General features: G+C 61.5%; 16 protein-coding genes. 4 read left to right on the forward strand and 12 right to left on the reverse strand.

Translation table 11 applies throughout. The features are described from left to right. Positions 1-127 precede the first annotated feature (127 nt). From K7G82_RS13070 to K7G82_RS13100, 7 genes are all read right to left on the reverse strand, one after another. Positions 128-1,126 (reverse strand): FecR family protein, encoded by a 999-nt coding sequence (locus tag K7G82_RS13070; RefSeq protein WP_222990347.1) that lies wholly within the window; start codon positions 1,124-1,126, stop codon positions 128-130. Then, a complete protein-coding gene (locus K7G82_RS13075) occupies positions 1,123-1,683 on the reverse strand; it encodes an RNA polymerase sigma factor (RefSeq protein ID WP_222990348.1) in 561 nt (186 codons plus the stop codon). Before K7G82_RS13075 ends, K7G82_RS13070 begins: the two co-directional genes overlap by 4 nt. Positions 1,684-2,358: 675 nt before the next feature. Next, the gene (locus tag K7G82_RS13080; RefSeq protein WP_222990349.1) at positions 2,359-2,973 is read right to left on the reverse strand and encodes a hypothetical protein; all 615 of its coding nucleotides are present in this window, start codon (positions 2,971-2,973) and stop codon (positions 2,359-2,361) included. Between the two features lie 159 nt (positions 2,974-3,132). Next, positions 3,133-3,465 (reverse strand): hypothetical protein, encoded by a 333-nt coding sequence (locus K7G82_RS13085; protein WP_222990350.1) that lies wholly within the window; start codon positions 3,463-3,465, stop codon positions 3,133-3,135. 85 nt (positions 3,466-3,550) lie between these two features. Further along, on the reverse strand, positions 3,551-6,208 hold the full coding sequence (locus K7G82_RS13090; RefSeq protein WP_222990351.1) for a M16 family metallopeptidase: 2,658 nt from the start codon (positions 6,206-6,208) through the stop codon (positions 3,551-3,553). Positions 6,209-6,225: 17 nt separating this feature from the next. Beyond that, positions 6,226-9,765 (reverse strand): TonB-dependent receptor, encoded by a 3,540-nt coding sequence (locus K7G82_RS13095; protein ID WP_222990352.1) that lies wholly within the window; start codon positions 9,763-9,765, stop codon positions 6,226-6,228. Positions 9,766-9,905: 140 nt separating this feature from the next. Further along, complete coding sequence (locus K7G82_RS13100; RefSeq protein ID WP_222990353.1) at positions 9,906-10,835, reverse strand: HEPN domain-containing protein; 930 nt, start codon at positions 10,833-10,835, stop codon at positions 9,906-9,908. A 356-nt stretch (positions 10,836-11,191) separates the two neighbouring features. On the opposite strand from K7G82_RS13100, the gene K7G82_RS13105 reads away from it, so the two are divergent. The 4 genes from K7G82_RS13105 to K7G82_RS13120 all read left to right on the forward strand — a co-directional run bounded on the left by K7G82_RS13105 (position 11,192) and on the right by K7G82_RS13120 (position 14,688). Beyond that, entirely contained in the window at positions 11,192-11,446 is a 255-nt protein-coding gene (locus K7G82_RS13105; RefSeq protein ID WP_222990354.1) for a type II toxin-antitoxin system Phd/YefM family antitoxin, read from the forward strand. Then, positions 11,443-11,709 carry a Txe/YoeB family addiction module toxin gene (locus K7G82_RS13110; protein WP_222990355.1) on the forward strand — a complete coding sequence of 89 codons (267 nt, stop codon included), beginning with the start codon at positions 11,443-11,445 and terminating at the stop codon, positions 11,707-11,709. Before K7G82_RS13105 ends, K7G82_RS13110 begins: the two co-directional genes overlap by 4 nt. An 871-nt stretch (positions 11,710-12,580) precedes the next feature. Then, entirely contained in the window at positions 12,581-13,258 is a 678-nt protein-coding gene (locus K7G82_RS13115) for a helix-turn-helix domain-containing protein (RefSeq protein ID WP_222990356.1), read from the forward strand. A 254-nt stretch (positions 13,259-13,512) separates the two neighbouring features. Further along, on the forward strand, positions 13,513-14,688 hold the full coding sequence (locus K7G82_RS13120; protein WP_222990357.1) for an AlbA family DNA-binding domain-containing protein: 1,176 nt from the start codon (positions 13,513-13,515) through the stop codon (positions 14,686-14,688). 93 nt (positions 14,689-14,781) lie between these two features. Here the strand turns inward: K7G82_RS13120 and K7G82_RS13125 are convergent, their stop codons facing one another. From K7G82_RS13125 to K7G82_RS13145, 5 genes are all read right to left on the reverse strand, one after another. Next, positions 14,782-17,646 (reverse strand): M16 family metallopeptidase, encoded by a 2,865-nt coding sequence (locus tag K7G82_RS13125; RefSeq protein ID WP_222990358.1) that lies wholly within the window; start codon positions 17,644-17,646, stop codon positions 14,782-14,784. A gap of 152 nt (positions 17,647-17,798) precedes the next feature. After that, positions 17,799-20,540: a M16 family metallopeptidase gene (locus K7G82_RS13130; protein ID WP_222990359.1), complete on the reverse strand. Its 2,742-nt coding sequence runs from the start codon at positions 20,538-20,540 to the stop codon at positions 17,799-17,801. 29 nt (positions 20,541-20,569) lie between these two features. After that, complete coding sequence (locus K7G82_RS13135; protein ID WP_222990360.1) at positions 20,570-24,001, reverse strand: TonB-dependent receptor; 3,432 nt, start codon at positions 23,999-24,001, stop codon at positions 20,570-20,572. A 92-nt stretch (positions 24,002-24,093) separates the two neighbouring features. Then, positions 24,094-25,161: a FecR family protein gene (locus tag K7G82_RS13140; protein WP_222990361.1), complete on the reverse strand. Its 1,068-nt coding sequence runs from the start codon at positions 25,159-25,161 to the stop codon at positions 24,094-24,096. Continuing rightward, positions 25,158-25,733 carry an RNA polymerase sigma factor gene (locus K7G82_RS13145; protein ID WP_222990362.1) on the reverse strand — a complete coding sequence of 192 codons (576 nt, stop codon included), beginning with the start codon at positions 25,731-25,733 and terminating at the stop codon, positions 25,158-25,160. Before K7G82_RS13145 ends, K7G82_RS13140 begins: the two co-directional genes overlap by 4 nt. Positions 25,734-25,877 lie beyond the last annotated feature (144 nt).

The following is a 25,877-nucleotide window of genomic DNA, read 5'->3' on the forward strand; positions in this document are numbered from 1 at the left end:
CGCGTCTTTCGCGCCTGGGCCAGCATGGTGAGGACGAACGCCGTGCATCAGCTGACAGGGGGGCTCATGAAATTTTTGTGACGGCCCGATCCGGACGACCGCGCCACGCGCACATGCACGTCCATGCTCACCGCTTCGCCCGATCGATCACGATCGCGCCGTCGCTCTCGCGGCGGATCTCGGCCTTCACCAGCATCGGCAAATTGCCGACGAAGCTCTCGATCTCGTCGGGACGTAGCGACACCGCGATCCGCGCATTGCCGAGCGCCGGATCGGCGATGCGAAGCCCTGGCGCGTGATAGCGGTTGAGATCCTCGACTATGTCGCTGAGCGGCGCGTCGAAATAGGTGAGCCGCCCGGTCCGCCAGCCACCGGGCACGGTCTCGATCGCGGCGACCTTGGCCAGCGGCGGAGCCACGTCGAGCAGCCCGACCGAAAGCGGCGTGTCGATCGCCTGGCTCGCGCGCAGCGTACTCACCTGCCCCGACGCGAACACGCGCGCCGGCGCCTTCACCTCGACCACGCCCTCGAGCACCGAGACCTTGACCCTCTCGGCACTCCTGCGGACGTCGAACTTGGTGCCGAGCACGCGCACGCGCGTGTCGCCAGCCAGGACGAGGAAAGGCCGGTGCACGTCGCGCGCGACCTCGAAAAAGGCCTCGCCGCGCACGAGCGAGACACGCCGTTCCCCCGCCGACAGATCGACCTCGATCGCGGAATCCGCGCCGAGCGTCACCCGGCTGCCGTCGGCGAGCGCGATGACGCGCGTCTGCGCGATCGGTGTCCGGGCGGACATGTCGGGACGATCGAGGAACCACAGGCTCGCCAGTCCGGCTAGCACGAGCGACGCGGCGACAGCGGACCAGCGCGCCGCCCGGGGGGCCCAAGACCAACGCCCCGCGGCCACGCCACCGCCGGCTTCGTCCGGCACCAGCTCCGAAAGATGTGACAGGGACGCGATGTCCTCCAGCGTCAGCCAGAGCCGCTCGAAAGCCTCGGCGTGACGCGGATCGGCCTCCATCCAGGCGAAGAAGGCCTCGTCGCGCTCGGTGCTCCGCACGGTTTCGCGGCGATGCGCGACCCAGGTGGCGGCCTCCGCCATGATGTCTTCGGAAATGGGGGTCATGATGGGTCTCCAGCCGCGTCGGCTGCCGCGAGCGCACGCTCGCATTCGAGGATGGCGTCGGCGCCGAGCTGGACGACCCGGGTGCGCGACAGATTGAGGCGGCGGGCGATCTCACTATAGCCCAGGCCCTGGACGGCATGGAGGATGATGACGGTGCGCCGTTTCTCCTCAAGGCCACGGATCGCCGCCTCGACGATCTCCAGCCGCTGACGGCCAGACAGGACGCGCTCGATATCCTCGTTGACCCCGGCCTGGTCGGGATCGCCCAGTTCGCCCTCGGGATCGAGGCGCTCGCGGATCTTGGCCTGGCGGCGGATGTCGATCGAGAGATTGCGCGCGCAGCGGAAAAGGAAACCCCGGGCATTGTCAATCCGCTCGGGGGCATCGAGCGCGATGAAGCGTTCGAACGCCATCTGCGCCACTTCCTCGGGGTCCGGCGGACCGGAACCGAAGGCGGCACGGACATAGCGGCACAGCGCCGGCCAATGCTCGCGAAAGGCGCGCTCGACGATCGCCCGGCCCCCGCCAACTTGCCCACCCGGCTCCGTCCCGATCATCGCCGTCCTTGCGCTGCCGAGCGTCGAAGAGAGCGCAACTTGCCTACGACCGCAAGCGGGCCCGGCACGCACGCTCCGCAATGCTCCACCGGCGCCCGGCCGCCCGCCCATGGCGCGCGCGTCAGACAAGACCCGTCACGGACCACCAGGCGGCCCGCCCTCCCCTCCAGCATATCCCCCACGCCTTCATCATCCCTGCTCCAGACCGCGACATTTCCGGCTGAAGAGGACGACGAACGAGAGCGGCGCTTTGACACCCCCCGAGGATCAATCTTCTACATATTCACCGCAATCCTCGAAGAAACGCGATAAAGGCAGGACGAAGACAGATCAGCCTCACCGATCGATCTCCCGAGGCGTGAGGACGCGGATGGGCCGAAATCGCACTCGTGACGAGTGCCGGATGAATGGCAAATAGACCCTCAAACCCAGAGCATTCTGCTGCCCCACCTCACGGAATCGGCACAGTGGAGGCCCCACGAGTTTGGCAACGAAATAAAGCCAACCACATTGATACCCCCTTGAAAAATTGCCTTGTATCGGCACACATTTCTGGCTGCGAAGTGACCAGCACCGCCAGTCAGGTCAGCGATCCGGTCACAGGCACCGAAAATCAGCGGCGAACTCTCCGAAACCAGCGCAAGTGAGTAAGGCTCGATCTGCCCGGAGCTCCACTCAAGTAGCCACCGGCACGGCGAGCGGCCAGCCATGACAGCGAAAGTCGAGGAACAGCATTACGCCGAGCAGCACACCGCCGCCCCATCCGAGCAAGGCATGAAGAATGGGCCAGGGGCTTCGCTTGTCGAATGCGTTGACGCTTCCGACCGCAACAACGCCCGGCATGGTCGCAAGCGCGAACCAGCGATGATAGCCATGCCCTGCCAGCCAAGCCCAACGCTCGTCCAGCCATGGCTGTAGCGCATCACGGTGCGCCCAGTGCTCGGCGAGAAGATCGGCGAATAAAAAGCGGCTCTCCGCCGGGATCTGCAGCTGCACGGCCGACCAGCAGCCGAAGATTGCGACAACGGCCAAGACTGAGGAATATTGCTGAACCAACGGGTCGGTGCCCGCGCTTCCACCGCCTGACGAGGAGCCTGCCATCCACATCTCATCGGGCTTATCGGGGCGACTGGTCGATGGCGTTTGGTTAGAAAGAATGCGCCTTTTGTGCGATTGGTCGGCTTCGCCGAGAATCGGTCCAGCAGGTTGATCAACCGGAACGGCCCGAAGTATCAATTCTCCGCCAATAAATTCGATATGGCGGCGAGAGATCGCCTTGGCGAGCGCCACACCATCTCCATAAACTCGACCGAGTGTTTGGCGCGCTTGTACGTCGCGTGCCAACTGCACAAAATTCAACTCTTCGTGCTCAGACAGCAACGGAAACTAATGGAAATCTTTTGACAATGGAGCCTGAACGGTCTTCGCGACTATTCAGGCTTCAAAAGGTCAGACTTTCAAGAGAGCTGGATAACTATTGCCCTCAAACTCGATATTGAAGCGACCGGCTTGACCCTTTTTCAGTTGCAAACACCCCTTGTCGACGTTCGTGACAACGCAGAGCGTCCCGCCTTCCGGTGGCGTGATAGCCGAAAGATCAAGCGGGTCGTCCTTGTCAGGTTCCATCAGGATCCATGGCGTGGCCGTCTGACCCTCGACGGTGATGATCACCTCCTTGCGGTCGGCTTTCACGACAACGGTCGGGACGTTCTCCACTGGGACCTGGGCCGAAACGGGCATAGAAGCGACGAGCGCTGCGATTGGGATCGTGCAGAATTTCATTATGTTTCCTTTCGCCCGAAGACCTCAAATGCCTATTGTGATGGACAATTTGGGCAGCCGAAGCCCGGTCCCCAGAAATGAGAGATTACTGAGATTTTTTCGCGGGCATTCCCCAAACGAGTGCGTTAACCTCTTCGATTGTCAACTTGCTGAGTTCGGACGCACGCGATGGAACCTCGATCGGGCCCGTTCGCCCCATCGACGTTTGAACAAGATAGGAATTCAAGTCGGGCGCGAAGAATACAAATCCATTCGATTGGGCAAGACGATTCTTTTCGTCATTGAACTCATCGGCGGTGATACCGTCGCGGGCGAACGCCTCAAATTCCTCAATGAAGCTTTTCTGCGCGGCCGCATTCTTGTCGTTGGCGACCGAGTAATTTGCCCGAAGCAGAGCGCATCGAGCGCCGCGGCTTTCCACCATTGCGGACACGTTTATATTGTAGATCAAGCCGTCTCGCTGGCGTAGCCGGTTATGAAGCCGCGTCTTCGCAACACCCGCCAACACTTCGATTGCGAGGCCCTCGCGCAGGCTTTGGGGCTTCCCGGCTGTAATCGGCTGGAAGAAGTTCATCTCTGCCAGAGCGGGCTTGGGCGTCATGTACCATGCGGGGCCCGCTTCACATTGACCGCGTTCCAGCTGTTCGGAAGGACTGCGCTCGACTGCAGCAGCCTTGAGTGGCTTCGCATCGAAATGCCGCGCGACAAGACCAGCAAGCTCAGCCGGTGGCAGATCACCGGTCGCAACGATCACGGCATTATTCAATCCACCAATGAGCTGCGAATAGGCGGAGGAGGCTTTCGGATCGTAGGAGACCGGCTTGTCCGTAACCATGAACTTCAGCATCCCGAAACCAGCGTCAAGCTCATCGAGCGGCACGAGCGCAGTAAGAACCGAGGAGTGAGCGCCGCTGATCGCAAGGCTCGCATAGATACCTCTGCTCTCCATAATTCTCTTGAGATCTTTGAACGGGAGATGGCTGAAGCCCATTTCGGCGATCTTGGCATCGCCGACACCAGGCGCACCTGGCTCGAGGTCTGCGGTTCCCCGAGGAAGCGTAACAGTCAAGCGAACCGAATTTCGCTTACCGAATACTTCGATTTTCTCTTGAGCCGAGATTATACGGAGACCGTTCGGCTTCAATATCTGGGCTGTCGATCCGCTCCAAATGATTTTTCCAGGAGCCTTCTTGGGAGACTCGGCGGACTTGGCCTCAAGGCGCTCAACAATCGCACCAATACTGTTGAGCTTCAGTTGAGGCGGGTTGACATCATCCCCCCTCCATTGTTGCAATCGAGAAGAGAGTTGCTGCTCAAGTTCAGGCGCCGAAATCGTCGCCTCTAGTCCCTTCGGCACCGTCAGAATAACCGACGGCTGATCGACACTCGCGTTCAATCCAAGGAAAAACGGATTGACGTCTTTCAGGCTTACAGCGTTCAACGCCTTCAGGCGATTTTCCAACACGATCTTTGGATCCGAAAGCACGGACCCAAAGGCAAAATGGTCCCCCATCAGCGTCAACAGTTCGGAATTTTCCAAACCCTTCCGGCGATACTCATATTCCGCATCAGCCTTAGCGATCCGCAGTTCCGCCTCACTGAATCCGAACCGAGTGATTTGCCTGAGGATCGCAAAATGTGTTCTCAACTCGCTGTTCAAAAAATCGAGGGATGGTGCAGAGACCGTTCCTCCGAAACTTCCCAGTTGAGACGGCTTGAGCTCTTCGTGCATGAGCGTGACATAGGCGACCACGCCTTTCTTCGGTACAAATACGTCCGTAAACCTGTTCGCGACTAGAATTCGTCTGACATCGTCGCGAACATCAAGGGACAGGCTGGCAAGATCAGGGCGAGGGCGAAGCCGCCCGTCGAAGAAACTCAACAGTTCGGCTTGGTACTTTCCTGAAGCACCTGTCTGTACCAGCACTTGTCCTTTGGCCGGCAAGGGAAGCATAAAATCTTCGAAACGATCGCGTCCGCATTTCGAGCCGTCGTCAGCCGGGACGTCAGAAAACGCCTGAACGATCTGAGATTTTACTGCACTCAGGTCCACCCGACCCACGACCAAGACCGCTTGGCACGACGGCCTATACCAGCGCGTCAGGAATGCCGACACTGACGCACCATTCGCCACTGAAAAAGAGCGGTCCGTCGCCGCCTTATAGTCGCCGACGTAGGTTGGCAAAGGAGAGTCCGATGAGAGCAGAACGCGGCGCTGATCGGTGTTGAGCCGGGTCTGCGGATCGACGAGATCAGACTCGGCAATGACCGTCTTCTTTTCGATCTCCACAGTGCGGTCGGTGACGGGGCTTGCCGATGCCATGAGCCGAAGGCCCTTGATCGCCAGCGCGACCAGATCGGGGCGCCCCTCTGGTACGTCCATGTAGTATTTCGTGTACCAGCCCGCCGAGGCGTTGACGTCATTGCCCGGTGACAGCCCTGCCGCTTTGAATTGCGCCCCAATTGGAGACTCCCAGAACTCAGCGACCCGAATATGCTCCACGAGATGCGGAAACTGCACGGTCTCGACCGTCTCGTCGGGGCTCCCGACATTCACGATCAACTGCACCCGCACCTTGCCCGAACCATCATAGCCGGGATGGGTGAAAAACCGAATCCCATTCTCCAATTTGCCAGAGACAATGGCCCCCGACGACCCGCCGGAAGTCTGAGCCCCGGCAAGGGAGGCGGACATGGCTGCCAGTGCGGCCAGAATCACTGGCGCGCCAAATGAAATTCGCATAACATTATCCAATTCGATTAGAACGTAATTCCAAGCCCCAGCCGAAGCTTGCGACCACCGAAATAGGTCTCTTGGCTGTCATATTCCTCGCCGGTCGACGTAAAGATGGGAAGAGAGAATGAAGGATCGTTAGACGACCTCAGCAGATCGCTACCCTCGATAAATATGCGAGGCTTCCCGCTCATCTTTCCGAATGTATATGACAACCTTGCATCCAAGGTACGATAGGATTTCTCACCATTTATGAATCCATTGGCAAGAAAATTTATACCCCTCCTGCTAGACTGGAAAGAATATGCCGCCATACCATCGAATCCTGCGGCATTATACGTCAGAGAAATAGTTCCACTGTGCTTAGGTTGACCTTGAAAGCTCACGTTCCTGAAGATTACCTGCGTGGATTCATAGCCCGCTACTGTGCCAGAGCTGTCGATAATAGGTGAATAGTTCCAATTGAAGGGCTGCTGCTTCTTGCTCTTCGTGTATGTATAGTTCGCATACACACCAAAACCACTCAGCCATCCAGGAAGAAATTTCAGCTGACGCTCGAAAGAAGTCTCAAAACCCCAAATACTCGCAGGACTATCATTATTGAACGGAACGCTCACGCTCAGATGATAATTCTCCGGATTCTGCAATACGTTATTGAAAGCCGGGAAATGTGGCAACACCCCTGCCGCAGCGAGTACTTCGGAATTATCATTTGTGAAGTTATTCTCAAGAAGATTAGTTATCCTCTTGTAAAACGCACCAATCTTCACGACCCCAACACGCGAATCGTAATGCTCAAAGCTAACATCAAAATTATGTGTTACCGATGGCTTCAGATCTGGATTTCCCTTGGTAACTGACAGCCAAGGTTTGTCATTTTGAGGCCCGAAGAAAGGAAACATATAAAGACTGATTTGCGGTGACTTAGAGATGTCATTTATAGATGGTCTCGCCACGGTTGAGTAATAGCCGGCCCGAATAATGTTGTCCTTATCAATCCTCCAGTTTGCAAGAATGCGGGGCAACACGTCGGTGCGGCGCGACGTCTCCGTATTCAGCCCGTTAAATCGGCCTTCGAACTCCGGATCGAAGGTGAAGTCGGCCCTTATGTATATCGGGGCCCTCAACTGACGGGCAACGACATCCGTTCGGTTAACTCGTACCCCGCCGATGACCTCGAGGGCGCCCAATGTCACCTTACCCTGAAGATAGCCGGCGAGTTCGGTTTCACGGGTATATTGCTGCCTCAGAAGCGGATCGAGTACAATTGATCTTGCATATGCGAGATTAGGAGGATTGAAGGTCGACGGATTCGACGGATCATACACGGAAGCAATCTTGGGAAGGCCCGTTTCCATGAATCTCACCATGTCTTCGAAGCTTATGAGGCTGAGGGCACTTCCACGGTCGAGTCGCTCCAATGGGCTACTGCCGAAAGTCAGTCCGAACTGGCTGAGCCTGGGATTCTGATACCCATCCAGAGGGTCTGCGATCGGGTAGTATTGCAATGGATCGCCGGTCCGATTTGCGAAGCGTGATCGTTTCCAGGAAATTCCCGCCTCCAAGTAATTCAACCATTTGCTTGGAAGGGTGTATCTGCCGTTAATGTCTGCAACCCACCGGCGATTCTGGCCAGAAACAATGTTCTTCCCCATGCTCTGTAGGCGATAGCTTGCGGGGCTGCCGAGGAAACTCAGGCCTGCCTCGTTGAAAAGCGGAATGGTCGGGTCGTCCGCTGTCGGCGAAAAGGGTGAGAGCACGCCCCCTTCGACTGAATCCACCGCGCTCGCGAGCAGATAATTTTCTGGAATGCTCACAAAATCGCCAAAGCTAAGTTCCGTGGCCGGACGGGAGCTGGAACCCTTCGTAAATCCGCCTGAGTAGCGAAGATCGAGCCGGCCCAAACTCGTATTTCCGCTTGCCGCCACGACATTCGTTATTGTCTTTTCATCGGGACTGTATGAGTAATTTTGAGAGAGATTGATAAACCTGTCCGGCCCCCACGCCAGCCGGTACCGAGGTTCACCCCCAAGCTCCTGAACAGGTGTCAGTTGATAAGAGGTGGTCGCACCGAGGGACGTAGAGCGCGAAAAGTTGGTGTCGACTTGTTCAAACCGCGAGATGTCGAACTTCAAAAGGGAATTGGGCGCGATTTGCCATGCGGCCGCGATGTTATACGCGCGGTTTGTGGTCTTGGTCTTGCCCTCCCTAAGATTGGTCGAAATGGGGTAGAGCGTCTCGCCGCCGCCCTCGAATGGAAACACGTCAAACGGGTCGACATGTTGCGGCGAGGGAATCGGCTGCCCATTCGGGTAAGCCGGGAGGTATTGGCCCGCGTTGGGGTACCCGACCGATGTCGAGACGCTGCGAATAGATCGTTTGCGAATCTGGAACGATGCACTTAAGCCGAAATTATCACCGGGACCAAATCTGCCGGAAAGAGTACCGGACGCCTGAAACTCGTCGCCAAAACCCTTTGCACGTCCGCCGCCTTCGATGGAAAACGACGCAAAACGACGGTTCCGCTCCAGCGGGCTTTTGGTTTCGATCTCGATCAGACCGCCAGTACCGCTGCTATCCTGACTCGCCATCAGGGTCTTGTTGATCGTAACCTGACCGACCGATTCTGTCAGCACATTGCTGAGAGAAGCCGAGCGCCCCCTGCCCTTCCCCTCAGGCAGCTCAACGCCATTAAGTTTGATGGCGTTAAAGTCGGGCGCCATCCCGCGGACGACGATATTGGTTCCATCGCCCGTTTCGCCGCTGCGATCGAACGAGACCCCCGGCGCGCGCCGCAGAGATTCAGAAATCGTTGCCCCGCCAAAGCGGCCCATCTGGTCCGACGAAAAGATCGAGGACACATTATCGTTGGTACGCTCCTGATTCAGAGCCGTCGCACGCGCTGACCGCGTTCCATAAACAACGATTTCGCCGACCTTGCTTCCATCTGAAAGATAGACGGCCGTGGCCGCACGACCATCTTTCAGATCGACCTTTTGCTCGAACGGCAGATAGCCAAGGTAGGAAACGCGAATATCGAAACTGCCGGTCTTGCCGGGAAAGCGATATTGGCCAAGATCATCGGTTGCCGCCTTCTCTCCAGTCGACACAATCTGGACGAGGGCGCCCTTGAGCGGGGCGCCGGTACGAGCGTCGACGACCGCGCCTCCACCAACCCCATATCCGATCTGTGAGTCCACAACCGGGGCTTGCGGACGCTCACCGTTTCCCCCCTTAGCTCCGGCGATAATCGCAAAGCCCTTGCCCGCCTTGCGATAACTCAGCCCGGTCCCCGACAACATCTGCGCCAGCGCAGCCTCAACACTGCCCGCACCGCTCACCGCACCTGCGACTTTCCCTCGCGTGAGCTTCGCCGACGCCGAAATATCCACATTGGCCTGGCGCGAGAGCTGCATCAGCGCCTGCGGCAGCGGCTGGCTCGCAATCTGATAGCTGGTCGCATTTTGCGCCATGGCGACCGACGGCGACACACCCGCCACGATCAAAGCCATTCCGGCCACACCGGCCTTCAGCGCATCCACGAGTAACGATTTCCCCCCGATCATCCCGGTCCCCTCATCTTTTCATAGCGAGGTCGACGCCGACCTCACAGAAGGGACGAACGGGATCAGGCCGATCGCATTTTGGGTGACATTTTTTTGACGCGCATATTTTCTCCACAGGCCGGCTGACGCCAGCGAGCGGCTCACTCCTTACCAGCTTGCCCTTCAAGAGCGACAATCCGCTCGGCGCAGATGGCATGCACAATCCCGCCAAGCGCCTCGACCCGCTCACCGAGCCAGACCAGTTCCTCCTCGGTGATCCGATAATGTTTCGAGTAGCGCGCCTTCACATACGCGTCCTTCAATTTCTCGAACATTGCACGTTCACGCCGCTGCTCGCGCGGCCAGGCATCGATCAAGCGGATATCGAGCCGCTCGGCCTGGGTTCGCAAAAATCCGAGATTATGAACATGCGGCGTATAGAAAGTGCTCACCAGCAAGACGCAGTGGTAAAGCCTCTCGGTTGCCTGATGCAGATCGAACGCCGATTTTTTAAGGTCGCCATCATTCACCGCGTGGCGGTAGCCCCGCATGAAGCTTTGTGCGCTCGGCAACCACTCCTCAAAATACTCCTTCGCCATCGCCAGCGCCTGCTCGGGCGTCTTGGGCTTCGGCGAATGCAGCGGCTGCGCGCCCTCGCTCTCGTAAAGCGCGATGCCATCCCGCGCGATATCCATGAAGAAATAGCGCCCATGCGCCAGCCCGTCATTCACTTCCTGCAAGGTGTGGACGATGAAGTTGACCGGTGTCCTGATCGTCTTCGTGATTCCGAATTCGCGGGTCAGCCGCTCCTCGGCCTTCTCCCAGAATTTCACCGGATCGGTCAGCCGCGGATCCGACACGATGATCAAAAGATCGAAATCGGACTGATAGCCCTTGGCGGTGTGGGGCTCATCCACCCAGCCACCGCGGGCATAGCTGCCGTAAAGGACGATCTTGAGGATACGCCCCTTCTTCTTCCATTCACCCGACGCCAGCGCGGTCGCCTCGCCGAATTCCTCGAAGAGGATCGCGACCACGCGTTCGAGATCGCGCTGCTTGGCGGCCGGAAGATGGGAAAGGTCGGTGCGCATCGAAGCAAGGAGTCTCGCGGAAGGGTTCGGCTTTGGCAAGGGAGCGGGCGCGCACCCTCTGCAAAATCGATCGAAAATGAGAAGACGATGAACGGACAAAACGGCTCGCGCCATCCCTTGAACGAGGGAGGATAGGAACGCCGCAGAAGATCGAACCGCACGAGCCCGCCCCTCCCGCCCCGCGATCCGCGCGATCGATGCAAGGCAGCGCGGATCGCAGCCCCATAGCGGAGCGGCGCCTTGCCCGCGCATAGACGACGCGCGCGGGCCCCTGACACCAGCCTCCGGGGAGCGGCGCTGGAACAGCCTTGGCTTTGTACAAAGATTTGTACAAATACTGCGGACGGAGAATGGACATGGATGTTATCAGCTACACCGAAGCCCGCGCCAGGCTTAAAGAGGTGATGGATCGTGTGGTGGAAGACCGCACGCATGTCGTCGTCACACGTCAAAAAGCCGCGCCGGTGGTCATATTGTCGCTCGACGACTGGAATTCGATCGAAGAGACGCTTCATCTTCTTTCCACGCCGACCAATGCCGACCGGCTGCGCTCGGCGATCCGTCAGCTTGATGACGGAAAAGGCAAAGAGCGCACGCTGACCCAGCCATGAAGATCGTCTTCGCAGATCAGGCTTGGGACGATTGTCAGCCTTGGGTGAGTTCGGATGCGAAGGCTCTCGCCAGGCTGAACAGCCTTATCGAGGAATGCAGACGCAATCCCTTCAAGGGCACCGGCAAGCCGGAACCGCTGTGCGGCGACCTGCAAGGCTGGTGGTCGCGGCGCATCACGCACGAAGATCGGCTGGTGTACCGCGTGCAGGGAAAAGATGACGAGCAGCGGCTCGAAATCGCCCAGTGCCGTTTTCATTATTGAGCTCGTGGTCGGCGGCCGTTCGATCCTGCCGGATTACACCGCCGCTTGGTGGCTGCGGAACAGAAACCGGTTTCGCGCTTCGCTGCGATCGACGCCCCTCAATTCGGACAGGATTGCGCGGAGCACTCTCGAACGCCCGACCGATTTAACGCACCTGCCCCCTCGGGCAAACATGGTTTTCTAGCAACAATCCTCGGCCCGCACGCCGCTCGAAGAGACTGGCTGGTTCGAGCCGCCGCTTGTCAGCACCGCGCGCGTCATCATCGCGCTGATCGTGCTGCTGCTTGCCCGGCCTCGCCCAGTCCCTCGCGCCCCGAGCCGCCGCGTCCGGGGGCGATCCTGATCTGGCTGGTCGATCCTATGATCGACGCCGACAAGCGCACTACGACGCACTGGCTGGAGCTCGCCTCCTTCCGATCCGCGATCCGACGGCTGGTGCAAGGCGCCGCGGAGCGCAGCCCGCCATAGCGGAGCGGAGCGGCGCCTTGCCCGTGCACAGACATCGTGCGGGACAGTCCTCTGATACACGCCTCCCGGGAAAGGGTGGCAGGAGCCCCCTCCCCGCCCTTTAGAAAAATGCCCGCCGGGTGATGGATCAAGCTTGAGGCAGGAGCCGGCGCTTTTAGCCCGAGGGCCTGGACATGGCGGCGGCCACCCGGCGGGATGGTGCTCTATGTCCAGGACGAACATGCGGCAGGAAATCGCAGTTCGAACGCACATGACGATCCGAAGCCTGTCGACGATCGGACGTCGGCCACTGAAGGCCTTATCCCCCTGCCTTTTGCATCCTGCCTGACCCATATTCGCGACCATGGACACGCAACACGATCTCCACCGCCCCGACCCGGCCACTATCGCCGATTGCGTCAGGATGAGGCGAACATTCCTTCTCTGGAAAAAGGCGACGCTCGCGAGCATGGCCGGCGTCTCGCTGTCCTCCGTCGAACGCCTCGAGCGCGGCCAAGCCGTCAGCGATACCGTGCTCGAGAAGATCGCCGTGGCGCTCGACATGGAGCCTGAAGCCTTTGTGGAATTGCGACCGAGGATCAGTGAAGCAGAGGCTCTCGAGCGCATCGCCGCGCATCTCGCCACCTATGCCGACAAGATCCAGATCCCGGTCGCGCCGTTCCGTCATGAGCACCAGTTGCGGTCACTTTCTGAGGCATCATTCTGTGTCGTCGATACCGATATCGAGGAAGCGAGCGAGGACTTGGCGGGACTGCGCGAATGGCTCGACCTGACCGGCTTCATGCGGGCACATGACGGCACGCTGCTGCCCAATCGCGAGCGGTCGTTCCGGCTGCGCCGGCTTTACGGTGACGTGTTCGCCAACGTCAAAGCAATCGAGCGCCGGTATAGCGCCTGCTGCCTCGCCGGCATATATGACGCTGGCACCAATCTGCCCGGATCTGAAACCGTGACGGCCGGGGTGATCGTCCTGAGATCTCGCGCGCGCAATCCGGCGAGCGACAAAATCAGGCAGCTCTGGGTCGAAAAATGGTTCGACGGCCGGGCGGCGATGGCGGCATATATGAACGCGGTACCATGAGGGTTCGGTACGCACGCAGCGCAGCGCGGCAATTCACGACGGCTTTTGCCGGAGAACTGGGCCGCTGGAGCGCGAGGCTTATCGTACTGGTGGTTGCTCTATTGGCGGGGCAGGTCCTGTCTCATTAACTGCCGCGACATAGCGCCCTGGCATCCAAACACCTCACCACGCGGAACCCCGAGGCGATGGGAGTATCCGGAACCTGTTCGTTTGAACTATGATCGGGATCAAAACGAAGAGGTGCGGGCGATCCGGTGAAGCTGTTCGAAAAGACATTGGACGACCTTTCCGCCGAAGATTTCGGCGCGCTCGTCGAGACGAGAATCCCGGAAGGTCGCCAGCTGGAGTTCAAGCGGGACCATTATGGCAGGACGGACGAGGCGAGACGGGAGTTCGCCGCGGACGTATCCGCCTTTGCGAATGCACAGGGCGGCTATCTGTTCGTCGGTATCGCGGAAGAGAATGGCGTCGCGTCGGCGATTCCGGGAGTCGAGGCCCCCGACCCCGATGCTCTGGTCCGTGCGGTCGTCGAGTCGCTACGCACCTCGATAGAGCCTCCGATCCCCGGCCTTCGCGTCCGCTGGATCGAGATCGCGACAGGTCGCGGCGTCCTCGCGATCCAGGTCGACCGAAGCTGGAACGCGCCGCACCGCGTCACGGTCGCCAAGGACAACCGGTTCTTCCTGCGAGACGAGAACGGAAAACATCCGATGTCAGTGACCGAATTGCGCCGCGCTTTCCTCTTCGCATCCGAAGTCGAGGAACGGATACGGCATTTCCGTCAAGACCGGCTCGAGCTCCTGACGGCCAACGAAGGCCCGCTCGCCATAAGACAAGACGGCCCGGCGATCGTCCTGCATCTCGTTCCCCAGGCAAGTTTCACCGAAAATGTCCAGCTCGCCTTCGAGGATCAAAGGCCCGGTCTCTTCCCGATGGGATCGGGGGGTGGCAACCGCATGCATTCGCTCGATGGCCTGGTCAGCTATTCGGGTCACGAAGAACGGTTCGAAACGGTCCGCGCCTTCACGACACTGTTCCGCAACGCCATCGTGGAAGCCGTCGCCAGCGTCGGCACGATCAGGAATGGCGAGCGGTCGACGATCAACCTGAAGGGCATGGAGTTCGACACGATGCCCGCCGTTTCGCGGGCGCTCAAGGAGCTGACGCACTATGCGGTGCCCCCGCCCTATTATCTCATGATCTCGCTGACCGGGGTACGCGGGCTGTGCGCGCCGGCGGACGACTGGGGAACGACCCTCGCTTATCCTCATCTGAGCGATCGCATCCTCCTGCCCGAATTGCTCATCGACGACGTTGGTGACCGGAACCCGCCGCATACGCTGCTGCGACCGCTGTTCGATTTGTTATGGAATGCTTTTGGGCAGGCCGGCTCGCCAAGCTATGATCGGGACGGAAACTATCTGCGATAGGTCCCGCCACTTCTCCCAGAAATCCAGGCCGGCAAACCCCTGATAGCGAAAGCCGGTCGTTCATTCCCCGCGATCCCTGCCACTGTATGATCGCTATTTCGGCCGCGACGATTCCGGAAGCCGCACATAACGCTGAAGTTTCTCGGGCACGAGCAATTGCCTCGCCAGGGCCTGGACATCGGCGGCCGTCACCGGATCGTAGGTCAGCGGTTCGAAGGCGCGATCCTGACCCGCATTCACAACGTAACGGAGCGTGAGTTCGTCGGCCCAATAATAGAATTTTTTGTCCATATCCTGAAGATGCCGGGCTTCAAGCGCGGCGGCACTCGCGAGTTCGGCAGTCGTCACGCCCTCCGCCGAGATCTTCCGCACTTCATCCATGGCCGCGGCGACCAGGCGCTCGACATCCGCCGCCTTGCATTCGAAATAGATCCGCGAGTCATACTCACCGGCCGAGATCGAGACATCGGCCGTGAAATTGACGGTGTAGGTACCGCCCTCCTTCTCACGCAGGCGATCGAGCAGGCGGGCTTCCATGATGCTCCGTAGCGCCCGGACCTTGCTGATCTGCTCGAGCCTGATCGCCAGCGGCCCGGCGAACACCAGCCCCACCATCGCGTTGACGCCTTCGCCCGCGTAGATCGTTTCGGCGATCGGATCGTGCCGCAGCTGATAGGGCCGCTTGAACGAGAATAGCTTGTCCGGCCCGGCGGACGGCAGCCGCGACAGATATCTGGTCAGCGTGGGAATGATGTCGGAAGGCGTGAACCGTCCTTCGACCGTGAAGAGGAATTCGGCCGCATTGCCCATTGCATGACGATAGCTCTTCAAAGCCTCGTCATAGCGGATACGATCGAGATTGCCGGCGTTGCGCTCCGGGCGCTCGGCGGCATACCGATATACCAGAGAGGACATGCGATCGCCGAAGATCGCGTTCGGATCTTTCACGGCCGCGGTCGAATGATAGGCCTTCACCGCCTTCATTCGTCCCCTGAACGCATCTTCCGATCGGTTGGCTTCGGTAAAATGCCCATAGGCCAGCTGCATGATCATATTGAGCTCCTCGATCGGTCCGCCGGACATATATTGTGTCCGATCTTCATCGATCTCGGGCGCGGACCAGATGCGGCGATCCTTGAGCAACGCATCCAGGTCAAATTGCGTCAGGCCGCCGACGCCGCCCGCATAGGCCAGCGAACCGGCCTGGCGCGCGTTCAGATAGGCATCGCCCCGCCATTCCTCGGCCCCGATGAGCCGGGTCGCGAGGATATGGACCTTGCCCTTGCGGATGTCCGGCTTTGCAAGGTCCCGATCGGGTTTCAGGATGATCGTGACGCCGTTCTCCGGGATGACGACACGGGTCAACCCGGTTTCCTTGAACTCGGTGACGATCGGCGTACCCGCATAATCGGGAAGGACGATATTCGTGGTCATTTCCGCCGCCGACGGACGCAGCGTGAAGGGCGTGGCGGGCTTGCGCGCGGCTTCATCGATCCAGCTTCTGATTTGTGCTTCCGACGGCATCGCCGCGGCCAGGCCCGAAGGCGCGACCAGGAGCATTTCGCGATTGGGAAGACTGAGCCCTTCCCGCGCCGCCTTGTTGACGTCCGCCAGCGTGATCGCACTCAGCAGCCCGCGATAAAGGCGTTCATGATCCGGCCAGGCCGGCACCGGCAGTCCGGTCACGAAATGCTCGGCGAGACGTGCGGCAAGCGCGGGCGATGCAGGCGGACGATCGGCCGGCGCGGAGGCCTCCGCCAGCAATTCCCGCGAGAGCTCTTCGCGCGCCTTGTCCAGTTCGGCCTGCTGAAAGCCATCGGCCATAACTGCGCGCCGAATGGCCAGGCCCGCGTCGATTCCCTCCTTTATCTGCTCCGGAAAGAGAACGAAGATGCTTTCCACGCCGGCAAGCTTGCCGGGATAGCGGCGCGCAAAATGAACCGTGGAGACATCGGACCCCGACTGCGCCAGCAGCGGGTCATCACGCTCCTCGATGCGGAGATGGCGTTGACGGTACATGTTGTCGACGAGTTTCAGCAGCAGCTCGCGGCGCAGTCCGGCAACGTCCGAGACAGTTTCGCGGCGCCGCAAGCCCAGCCATCTGAGCTGCACCTCCTTTTGCTCGGGATCGGTGATTAACCGGAAACCGTCCCGGACGGGCACCGGTGCCGGCTTGGCCTCACGCGCACGCTTGCGCGCGCCGGTGCGCATGTCGCCAAAGACCTGCCGGACCTGCGCCTCGACCGCCACCGGATCGATGTCCCCGACGATGATGATCGCCTGCGTATCCGGCCGGTACCAGTCGCGATGGAAGCGCAGCGCCGGCGCGTCATCGCTTTGCTCGATCGCCTTTTGCCGGACATCCCAGCGATCATAATAGGGCGTGATGCCCGGCAAGGTCTGGTCGAGCATCCGCGCCTGATGATTGTTCGATCGCAGGATCTCCGCAAGCACGGCCTTGCGCTCGCGCCCGAGATCCTTGGCGCCGGGCGCCGCGCCCTGCGCCCAGCCACGCTGTATCGCCAGCGCGTCGCTGAAGAGGTCGGCCCGTCCTGCCGGAATGTTGAGTTTGAAGACGGTCCGGTCACTCAACGTCTGCGCGGTGAAGTCGCTGCCCAGCCTGCCGCCCCAGCTCGGCACCCAGTCCCAGATCGTGCCGCGGTCCCCCGCGACATGATTGGCGACGATGTGCTCGACAAGATGGGCATATTCGACCTGATCCTTGTCCTGTTGCATTGTGCCTGCCTTCACGACCAGGCGCATCTCGATGCGCTTGGCCGGACGCAGGCTTCGCCGGATATAATAGGTGAAGCCGTTGGCCAGCCGGCCAAACCGGACATCCGGATCGAGCCGGACCGTATCGGGGCCGACCTTGACGTCGCCCGCATGGACAGGGCGCTCCGCACCTGCCGCGAGCAACAGGCCGCACGCAATCGTCGGCATGATCTTCGTTCGCATGACTAACCTTCTCCTGGCCCTGGACATTGGCGGCGACGCGCCCTTTTTTGCATGGCTGCGGCGCCTCGCGGCCGAGGCGCATGATCCGAGGACACGCCGGGACTCTCGACGGGGCGGATAAGCAGCACCTGGATGCCGATGCGGCAGGCGACTCAGGTCGGAGGATCTCCGGGCAACCGGACAAATTCCCGCAGACGCGACACATCGATCACATCCCTGATCGCAGCGTTGAGGTCTTCGCGATCCAGCGGCTGCGCCGGGAGGAGTCCCTTGCCGGCCATCCAGCGGTCGACACGCTCGGAAAGGCCGATCGGCCTCTGTGCGGTGATGCGGATCGCCGCCGCATATTCTTCCGCCGAAATACCTTCGACCGCGAGCCGGCGCACTTCGTCCTTTGCCGCCTCTATCAACCGGTCGACATTGGCGGCATCGCAGCTGAAATTGATGGAGAAATTGATGCGATCCGATCTCACCCCGCCGGTCAGTGCGGCGTTGGCGGCATAAGTCCCTTTTTCGACTTCGCGCAGTCGATGCATCAGCCGCCGTGTCATGATCTCGCCGACGAGGGGCCAGCTCGCATCCACGCGATCGCCGCCGGCGGCGGCGCGCTGCATCGTCAGCGCGACCGTCGCGGAACTGTCGAGCCCGCGCTTGAGCACATCCCGCCCCGCAGCGGTTTCGGCCACGGAAGCGTCTGTGCCAGCTATGCGTTCAAACGGCTGTCCGGGAATGTCGAGCGCAGCCGCAATATCGGGATAGACCGCTTCGGGCGGTACATCACTCTCGACGGCGATCGTCATTCCCCGCGCATCCCCGAGCAACCGACGGTACAATGCGCAAAGTGAAGCGGCACTATCTCCTTGGTTCGCGGCCGGGATAACTGTTGTCTTCATTCCCAGCTTCTCCGCCACCATCTGGAAGAAGGCGGCATCGTCGGACGCCCTGGACCTGCCAAGGTGCCGAGGCGCATGAAGACGGGTACGCAGCGCTGCCTCGTGGCATTGCGGCTCCAGCAGCACGGTTCGCGCAAGTCCGAGCAGGGACCGCCATTCCGATGCCGGTCCGTCGACCGACAGGCCCTCGGATCGATCGCCAAGGGAGAGCTGCAACGATGATTTGCGGGCGGCCAGTACGTCCGCGAGCTCGAATTTGTCCAGCCCGCCCAGTCCTGAATCCTGCACCATCGCAAATGCCAGCCGCGCCTGTCGCGCCATCTCCGGGTCAAGCCCCTCCACCCCGCCCTTCCGGCGCATCACGAGCCGCGCCTTTGACGACGAAACCTGCCGGTAAAGCACGGTCGCGCCGGATCGGGGCAGCGTCCAGCGGATAAAACCCCCGGCCTCTTCGGCCCCCGTTGCTGCCGCGGGTGGGTTTTCGGGGACGGACGACAGTCGCCATTCCTTGAGCGCCGGCCGGTCGAGCCTCACCGGCTCCTGGGTCCGCGCGCGCCGGATCATCCGTTCGACATCGATCCTGGAGGGTATCGAACCGAGATCCGCCTGGGGAAAGAACAGGAAGATGTCGCGGTCCGCGGGCGACAGGAGGACGCCGATCCCCGTGTTGAATGCAGCTGGAGTCAGGTTCTGAACCGCCGAACGAATATCCAGCGGCGAGGCCTCCGAACGGCCCGAGATGAATTGCGCTTCCCAAAGCGACGCGCTTTGCGTTGCGGACAAAGGCCCTTCCGGCAGCCCGGAAAGCACATCGGCACGCGCGCGCTCGATGTCCGCAGTGCCGAAACCTTGGCGGCGGATCGTCGACACAAGACCAAGAATGTCGGCCAGTGCGGCACGGGCCTCGCCACTTTTGACGCCCCCGCCAAAGGTCAGGATGGCGGCACCGATGCCGGGCAGTTGCCGTGCCTGCATGTTGAGGGAAGTCCAAGGCGCATCATGGCGACGGTTCAGATTCGCCGCCGCGTCGGCGATCAGCCTTCGGGAGAGCAGAAGCATCGCGGCCTCGCGTGCCTGCTCGGCCACGCCTGCGCGTGTTGCCCGATGCTTGAAGGTCACCTCGACGGAGGTCTCCTCCTGATCGGCACCGGTGGTCGGCACATAGCGACCGCCCTGCGCCGACCAGCTTGTCGGATCCGCTGCGATGAGGGGGCCCGAGCCGGCGGCAAGATCCGCGAACCGCCCGGTGATCTCCGACAGCATGGCCGAAGGGTCGATATCCCCCACGACGACCACGGCCATGTTGGCAGGCGTGTACCATTTTGCGTGAAGCGCGCGAATGGACGCCGGCGTGGCGCTGATCGTCCCGATCGGGTCGGGTTGATGGTCGAGATACCGATTGCCGCGAAACCATGTTCGCATCCTGGTCGTCAATTCGCGCATCGCGGCCGGAGGCGAGCGCCGATGTTCCTCGATGACGACCTTTCGCTCGCGATCGATCTCCAAGTCGGTGAGGGCAGCCGGCGTTCCCCAATCCCGCAAAATGTCCAGCGCGGCCCGCTGAGCCTCCGGCTCGTTCGGCATGCGCAGGGTGTAGCGCGTCGAGACCAGCCCCGTGTTCGCGGTGGCGTCCGTGCCCACGACGCCGCCATGGCGCGCCACACGATCACGCAACGTCCCCGACGTCGGCTCGTCGCGGAGCTTGTTGAACACGATATGTTCGACGACGTGCGCGACATCATTCTCGCGCGGGAGATATTGCGCGTCGCCAACCCTCACTATCAGAGAGAACTGCGTCTTCTCTCCGGGCTGTCCGCCACGCTCGATGAAATAGGACAGGCCATTGGGCAATTTGCCCACCAGCCGATTACCGGCTTGCGATGCCCCGGGGGAACGGGGAACACCGCCTCCCGGGGAAACCTTTCCGTGCAGAAGCGGCGCGCCCGGCAGCAGGGCGGCTACGCCGTAGCATAACGCTGCGGCGTATATCCGGTTACGCATGATCACTGATCCCTTGCGATCGCCAAGGTTCAGAAGGTGGCGGACAGGCCGAGCCCGAACCTGCGGCCGCCATGATAGGTACCGCTGGTGTAATATTTGGGGGTTCCGTTGCTGCCGCCCACGGTCCGCTCGATCAGGGGATCGGATTTGCCCTGAAGCAGATTGTTCGCTTCGACGGAGAAGCGCATCACCGACCCCGCGAACTTGAAATTGTAGACGGCCCGGAAGTCGAGCGACGCGACCGCCTCGTCGAAGATGTCCATCTGATAGATGCCCACTCCCGTCATGACCCGGGCCTGCCTGGTGTAATAGAGCGAGGCGTCCACCCCGTAGCCCGTATAGGTCAGACCGACCGTTCCGGAATGCCTGGGCGAGGAGGTGAAGGGTACGCGCCGCGTGTAGGTGATCGTATCGTTGCGGATGCGCACACCGGTGGGATCGTAGATGGGCTGCACCCAGGTCGACCGGTAGGTCCGCTCGCTGTTGGTATAGGTATAGTTGAGATAGACGCCGAGCCCGGACAATGGGCCCGGCAGGAAGGTCAGCCGCTTTTCGAAAGCGGCTTCAACACCCCAGATCCGCGCGCTGTCGGGGCTGTTCTCAGGACGGCTCAGCTGCACAAATACATCGCTCGGGATCGCGTTGAGCAACGGATGATCGGGCAGGTCGATTCCCTCGAGCCCGACGCCGCGCATGCTCCTCTCGTTGGATTCGATCATGTTGGAGATCTGCTTATAGAACACCCCGAGCTTCACCACCCCGACCTTCTGGTCGTACCATTCGCCGCTCAGGTCGAAGTTGTGGGTGGTCGCAGGCTTGAGCGCCGGATTGCCCTCGCTGACCATAAGCCGGGGCTGCGTGCCGCTGCCATAGCGGCGGCGCGCGTCATACTGGATCGAGCGACTGCTGTTGAGCTGCGTGATCTGCGGGCGCGCCACCGTGGAGAAATAGCCGGCGCGGAACACCAGATCATTGCTCGGACGGAAATTCACGAGCACGCGCGGCAGGACGGTCGTCAGCACGTCGGCGCCTGTCTGGATCACGCGCGATTGATCATAATATTGCTGGTCGAAGCTGCCGTCCTCGCGCGTGATCGAGGTGCCGTTCGCGAACCCGGCCTCGACCCGGTTGCGATCGATGCGGACGCCCGGGATGATCTCGAACCTGCCGATATCCGCTTTCAGCTGGATATAGCCCGCGAGCGCGCTTTCGTCGGTATAGACCTGCGCGAGCAGCGGATCGACGCCTTCGCTCCGGCGTGTGAAATACCCCTTGTCCGCCAGAGCATCCAGGCTATCGACAAAGCGGTTCACGGACGCCTCGTCGATCAGGAGATAGGCGGTGTCGCCGTTAGTGACCGAGTCGAATGGAACGGTTTCATATTCCAGCCCCATCTCCTTGTAGGTGGGAAGCGGAGAATAACCGAAATTCAGCGAATAATACGCGTTGTTCGTCCCGACATTCCTGAACTTCGCGCCCTTATATTGCAGGCCCGTCTCGACATATTTGAGCCATCCGGCCGAAAAATCATATTTCGCGGAAAAAGCGCCGCTGAAATCCTCCGAACTGCCACGGCGGTTGAATGCGGAATTCGCGGCGGGGACATAAAGCCCCTGGTTCGCAAGCTTTTCGAATCCGGCCGATGTCAGGAGCGGCTGCGGCATGCCCCGTCCCACGCGCGGACCGAAATAGCTGACCACCGTCCCGGTCGCCGATGTCACGGCTTCAGGGAGCAGGTCCGCGGCCGTGGCCGAGAAACTGCGGCCCAGCGAGAAATTGTGGCTTTCGGCGCTGACTTGCGCCGCCTTGGCATAGCCCGCCTGATAATTGAGGCGCAGGCCACCGAACGCGCTCTCGCCCCGGAAGCTCAGCGTGTCCGATTGCTGCTCACCTCCCCGGTTCAGGGTGATACCGTTAAGCGCGGACACGATCGGCAGGCCATAGCCATAGACATAGCGGCTCGCTCCACCCTCAGCCGGAACGGCAAGCAACGAATAGCCGCTGGCGACGCCGCCCACCGACGAACTGTTGCCCAAGGTATCGGAGTCACGCGTCGCCCGCACATAATCGATGCGCAGGTTCGTGCCCTGGCTGACCTGCCATTCGGCCGACAGCGACAAGGTCGATGTCTCTACCTCGGCCAGATTGTAGGCGGCGGCAACATTCTGCACATAATATTCGGCGCCGGGATAGAATGGGAACGCCACCCGGGGATCCATGTCACGCGTGAGGCCAGGCTGCCCGTCTGGGCGCAGTCCGATATAGGCGCCGTAAACCCCGTCGAGCGTATATTGATAGGTGCGAGATTCCTGCTCGCGGCGTTGATAGGACGCGCTCAGACCGAAATTTCCGTCCGCGCCGAACCGCATCGAAGCGGTGCCCGAAACCGAATATTCGTTGCCGAACCCCTTTGCGCGCCTCAACCCGTCGACACTGACGTTGAAATAATGTTTCGGCCGATCGAGCGGCGACTTGGTCTCGATCTCGACAAGCCCGCCGGTACCGTAGCTCTCCTGGGCAGCGGTCAGCGTCTTGCTGATGCGGATCTCCGAAATCGAGTCCGCGAGAATGTTGCGCAGGCTCGGCGAGCGTCCGGTCCCCGTCGACTCGGGCAGCGCCACCCCGTTGATCTTCACCTGGTTATAATCGGGAGCGAGACCACGAACGACGATATTGGAGCCATCGCCGGTGGACGCCTCCTGAAGGAAGGATACCCCCGGCGCGCGCCGCAGCGCGTCGGAAACCGTCGTGCCGTTGAAATTGCCGAGCAGGTCGCCCGAGACGATCGTCCGGCTGTTCTCGCCCGTCCGCTCCTGATTGAGAGCCTGCGCGCGCGCCGAGACCTGGCCGCGCACGATGATCTCGCGATCCTGGCCCGCCGCCAGCGTGATCGGCGCGCTCGCGGTCTCGCTTGGCGACACCGTCACCACCATGCTCGTCGCCGGATAGCCCAGATAGGAGACCCGCAAGGTCACGTCCCCCGCCGGCACGTTGGCGAAGCGGAAATTGCCCAGATCGTCGGTCGAGGCGACATCGCCGGTCTCCTCGATCTCCACGCGGGCGCCCTTGAGCGCGGCACCCGTCGTCGCCTCGTTGAGGCTGCCGGCGATCGTGCCGCGTCCGCCCCGTGCGACCGGCTTCGCATCAGGGGCGATCGCGACCGACCCGCTGCCGATCGGCCGGAAGACCAGGCCGGTTCCGCCGAGTAAGGTCGAAAGCGCCTGCCGCGCCGTCATTTCGCCCTTGACCGGCTTGCTGCGCGCCTCGCCAAGCTGTGCCGCCGACGAGACGATCTGGACCCGGCTCTGCCTCGAGAATTGCAGCAGCGCGTCACCGACGGGCTGCGCCGCGATGTCAAAGTTGCCGCGCGCATCGAGCGACTGGGCGGCGGCGGGTGCTCCCTGCACCACCGCGACCACCGACACCGCCCCCATCATCACCGATCTCAACGAACGAACCATCCCCATACCCCCCATTTTGCGCAGCCAGTCCGCTGCTGTCGGGGGCCTTGACGGTTGAAGCGCGCGAACCGGCAAAACATCATGTGAATTTTTTATGGCAGCGGCCGCGCGGCGGCCGTCGCCGGCACCAGCGCGACCGTGTCGGCGCCGCGCCGTTCGACCTTGACCGGCAGAACCTGGGCGATGCCCTCCAGCCAATCGGGAATGCGGTCGTCATAGACGGTGCTGGTGACGCGCAACTCCTCGATCGACCGGTCGCCGATCTCGATGCGGGTCCTTGAATAGCGGTTGATCCGCGCGACCACGAGTCGAAGCGGCTCGTCCCGGAACTCCAGCCGCCCGTCATGCCAGGGTGTCACGAGATCGGCGACCCGGGTCTCGACCGAGCGGGTGAGCCGGCCGCGATCATAGGTCGCGCGCTCGCCCGCCGCGATACGGAACATGGCGGGCCCCGCCCCGGCACCTCCCGCCTCTCCCTGTGCGCGGACCTCGACCACGCCTTCGGAAACGACCACCGAGACCGACGAGCCCTCGCGCTGGACCGAAAAGGCGGTGCCGATCGCGGTGATCTGGAGCGGCCCGGCATCGACCACGAAGGGCCGGTCGGGATTCTTGGCGACCCGGAAAAAGGCCTCGCCATTCTCGGCGACGACGAGCCGCCGGTCCTGCGAATAACGCACGGCCACCGCCGAACGGCCACCGAGCTCGATCTCGGACCCGTCGGCGAGCATGGCCTGGCGCACCTTGCCGGTTTCGGTCTGGATCCGCCCGGCGACCTGCGTCTCGGACAACGGGACCGCGCCGCGCCACAAAATGACGCCCGACACCGACGCCAGCACGAGCGAGGCGGCGATGCCACCCAGCGCCCAGCTTGGCAGTGGCAGGAATCGCCGGCGGGCGCGCAGCCTTACGACCGTCCCCGTATCGCTTGCGGTAGGGGCATCGCGATGCGCGGCCCCGATGCCCTCCAGACCGCCGCTCACATCCCATAGCTCGACCATCGCGTCGAACGCACGGCGATGTTCGGGATCTGCTTCGTACCAGGTAAGCCAGGCTGAAGTCGCGTCGTCAGCATCAGCGGCTTCGCTGAGCCGGATCAGCCAGGCCGCGGCCTCGGCGTCGATATCGCCTGAATGCTGCGATTGAGGCAGGTCGTTCATGCCTCGTCTCCTTCGATGAGCGCGCGTCCTTCATCGAGGCGCTTGCGGCAATGGACCATGGCGGCGGTGACCAGGTTGCGAGCGGTGCGCTCGCTGACGTCCAGCCGCCGCGCGATCTCGACCATCGACACCCCGTCGATGCGGAACAGAAGAAATGCGGTGCGGGTCCGCTCGGGCAACGCGCGCAAGGCGGTATCGACGATCTCGAGCTGCTCGCGCGCACTCGCCCGCCGTTCCGGATCGAGCCTGTCCTCCCCGGGATCGAAGACCGGATCGGCATGGACACGATTGCGCAGGCTGACCGAGCGCTGACGGTCGATCGCGATATTGGTGGCGATGCGGAACAGATAGGCGCGCAGGAAACTGACGGTGCCCGGCTGCTCCAGCGCCAGCAGGCGTACATAGGCTTCCTGCGCGACGTCGCGTGCCTCCTGGTCGGAGCTGAGCTTCAGTCGCAGGAACCTGACGAGCGCCCCGTTATGCTCGGCGAACAGGCTGCTGACGGCCTCGCGCGCATGGGCGGGCGCCTCGTCTTCCGGCCCTTGGCCGGCGTCGTTCATCCTGACACGCATCCCATGTTCCCCGCATTCTATATGCGAGAGACGAACGACCAAGGAAATTCGGCAAGGCAGCAAGCTTCAAAATCCGCGTTTCCGCGGACATGACCGGCGCCTTGCCGATAGTTCCTCCTGCCCTCGCCCGCGTACATGACGGTC

Source organism: Sphingomonas colocasiae (assembly GCF_019880585.1).
Taxonomy (GTDB): Bacteria; Pseudomonadota; Alphaproteobacteria; order Sphingomonadales; family Sphingomonadaceae; genus Sphingobium_A; species Sphingobium_A colocasiae.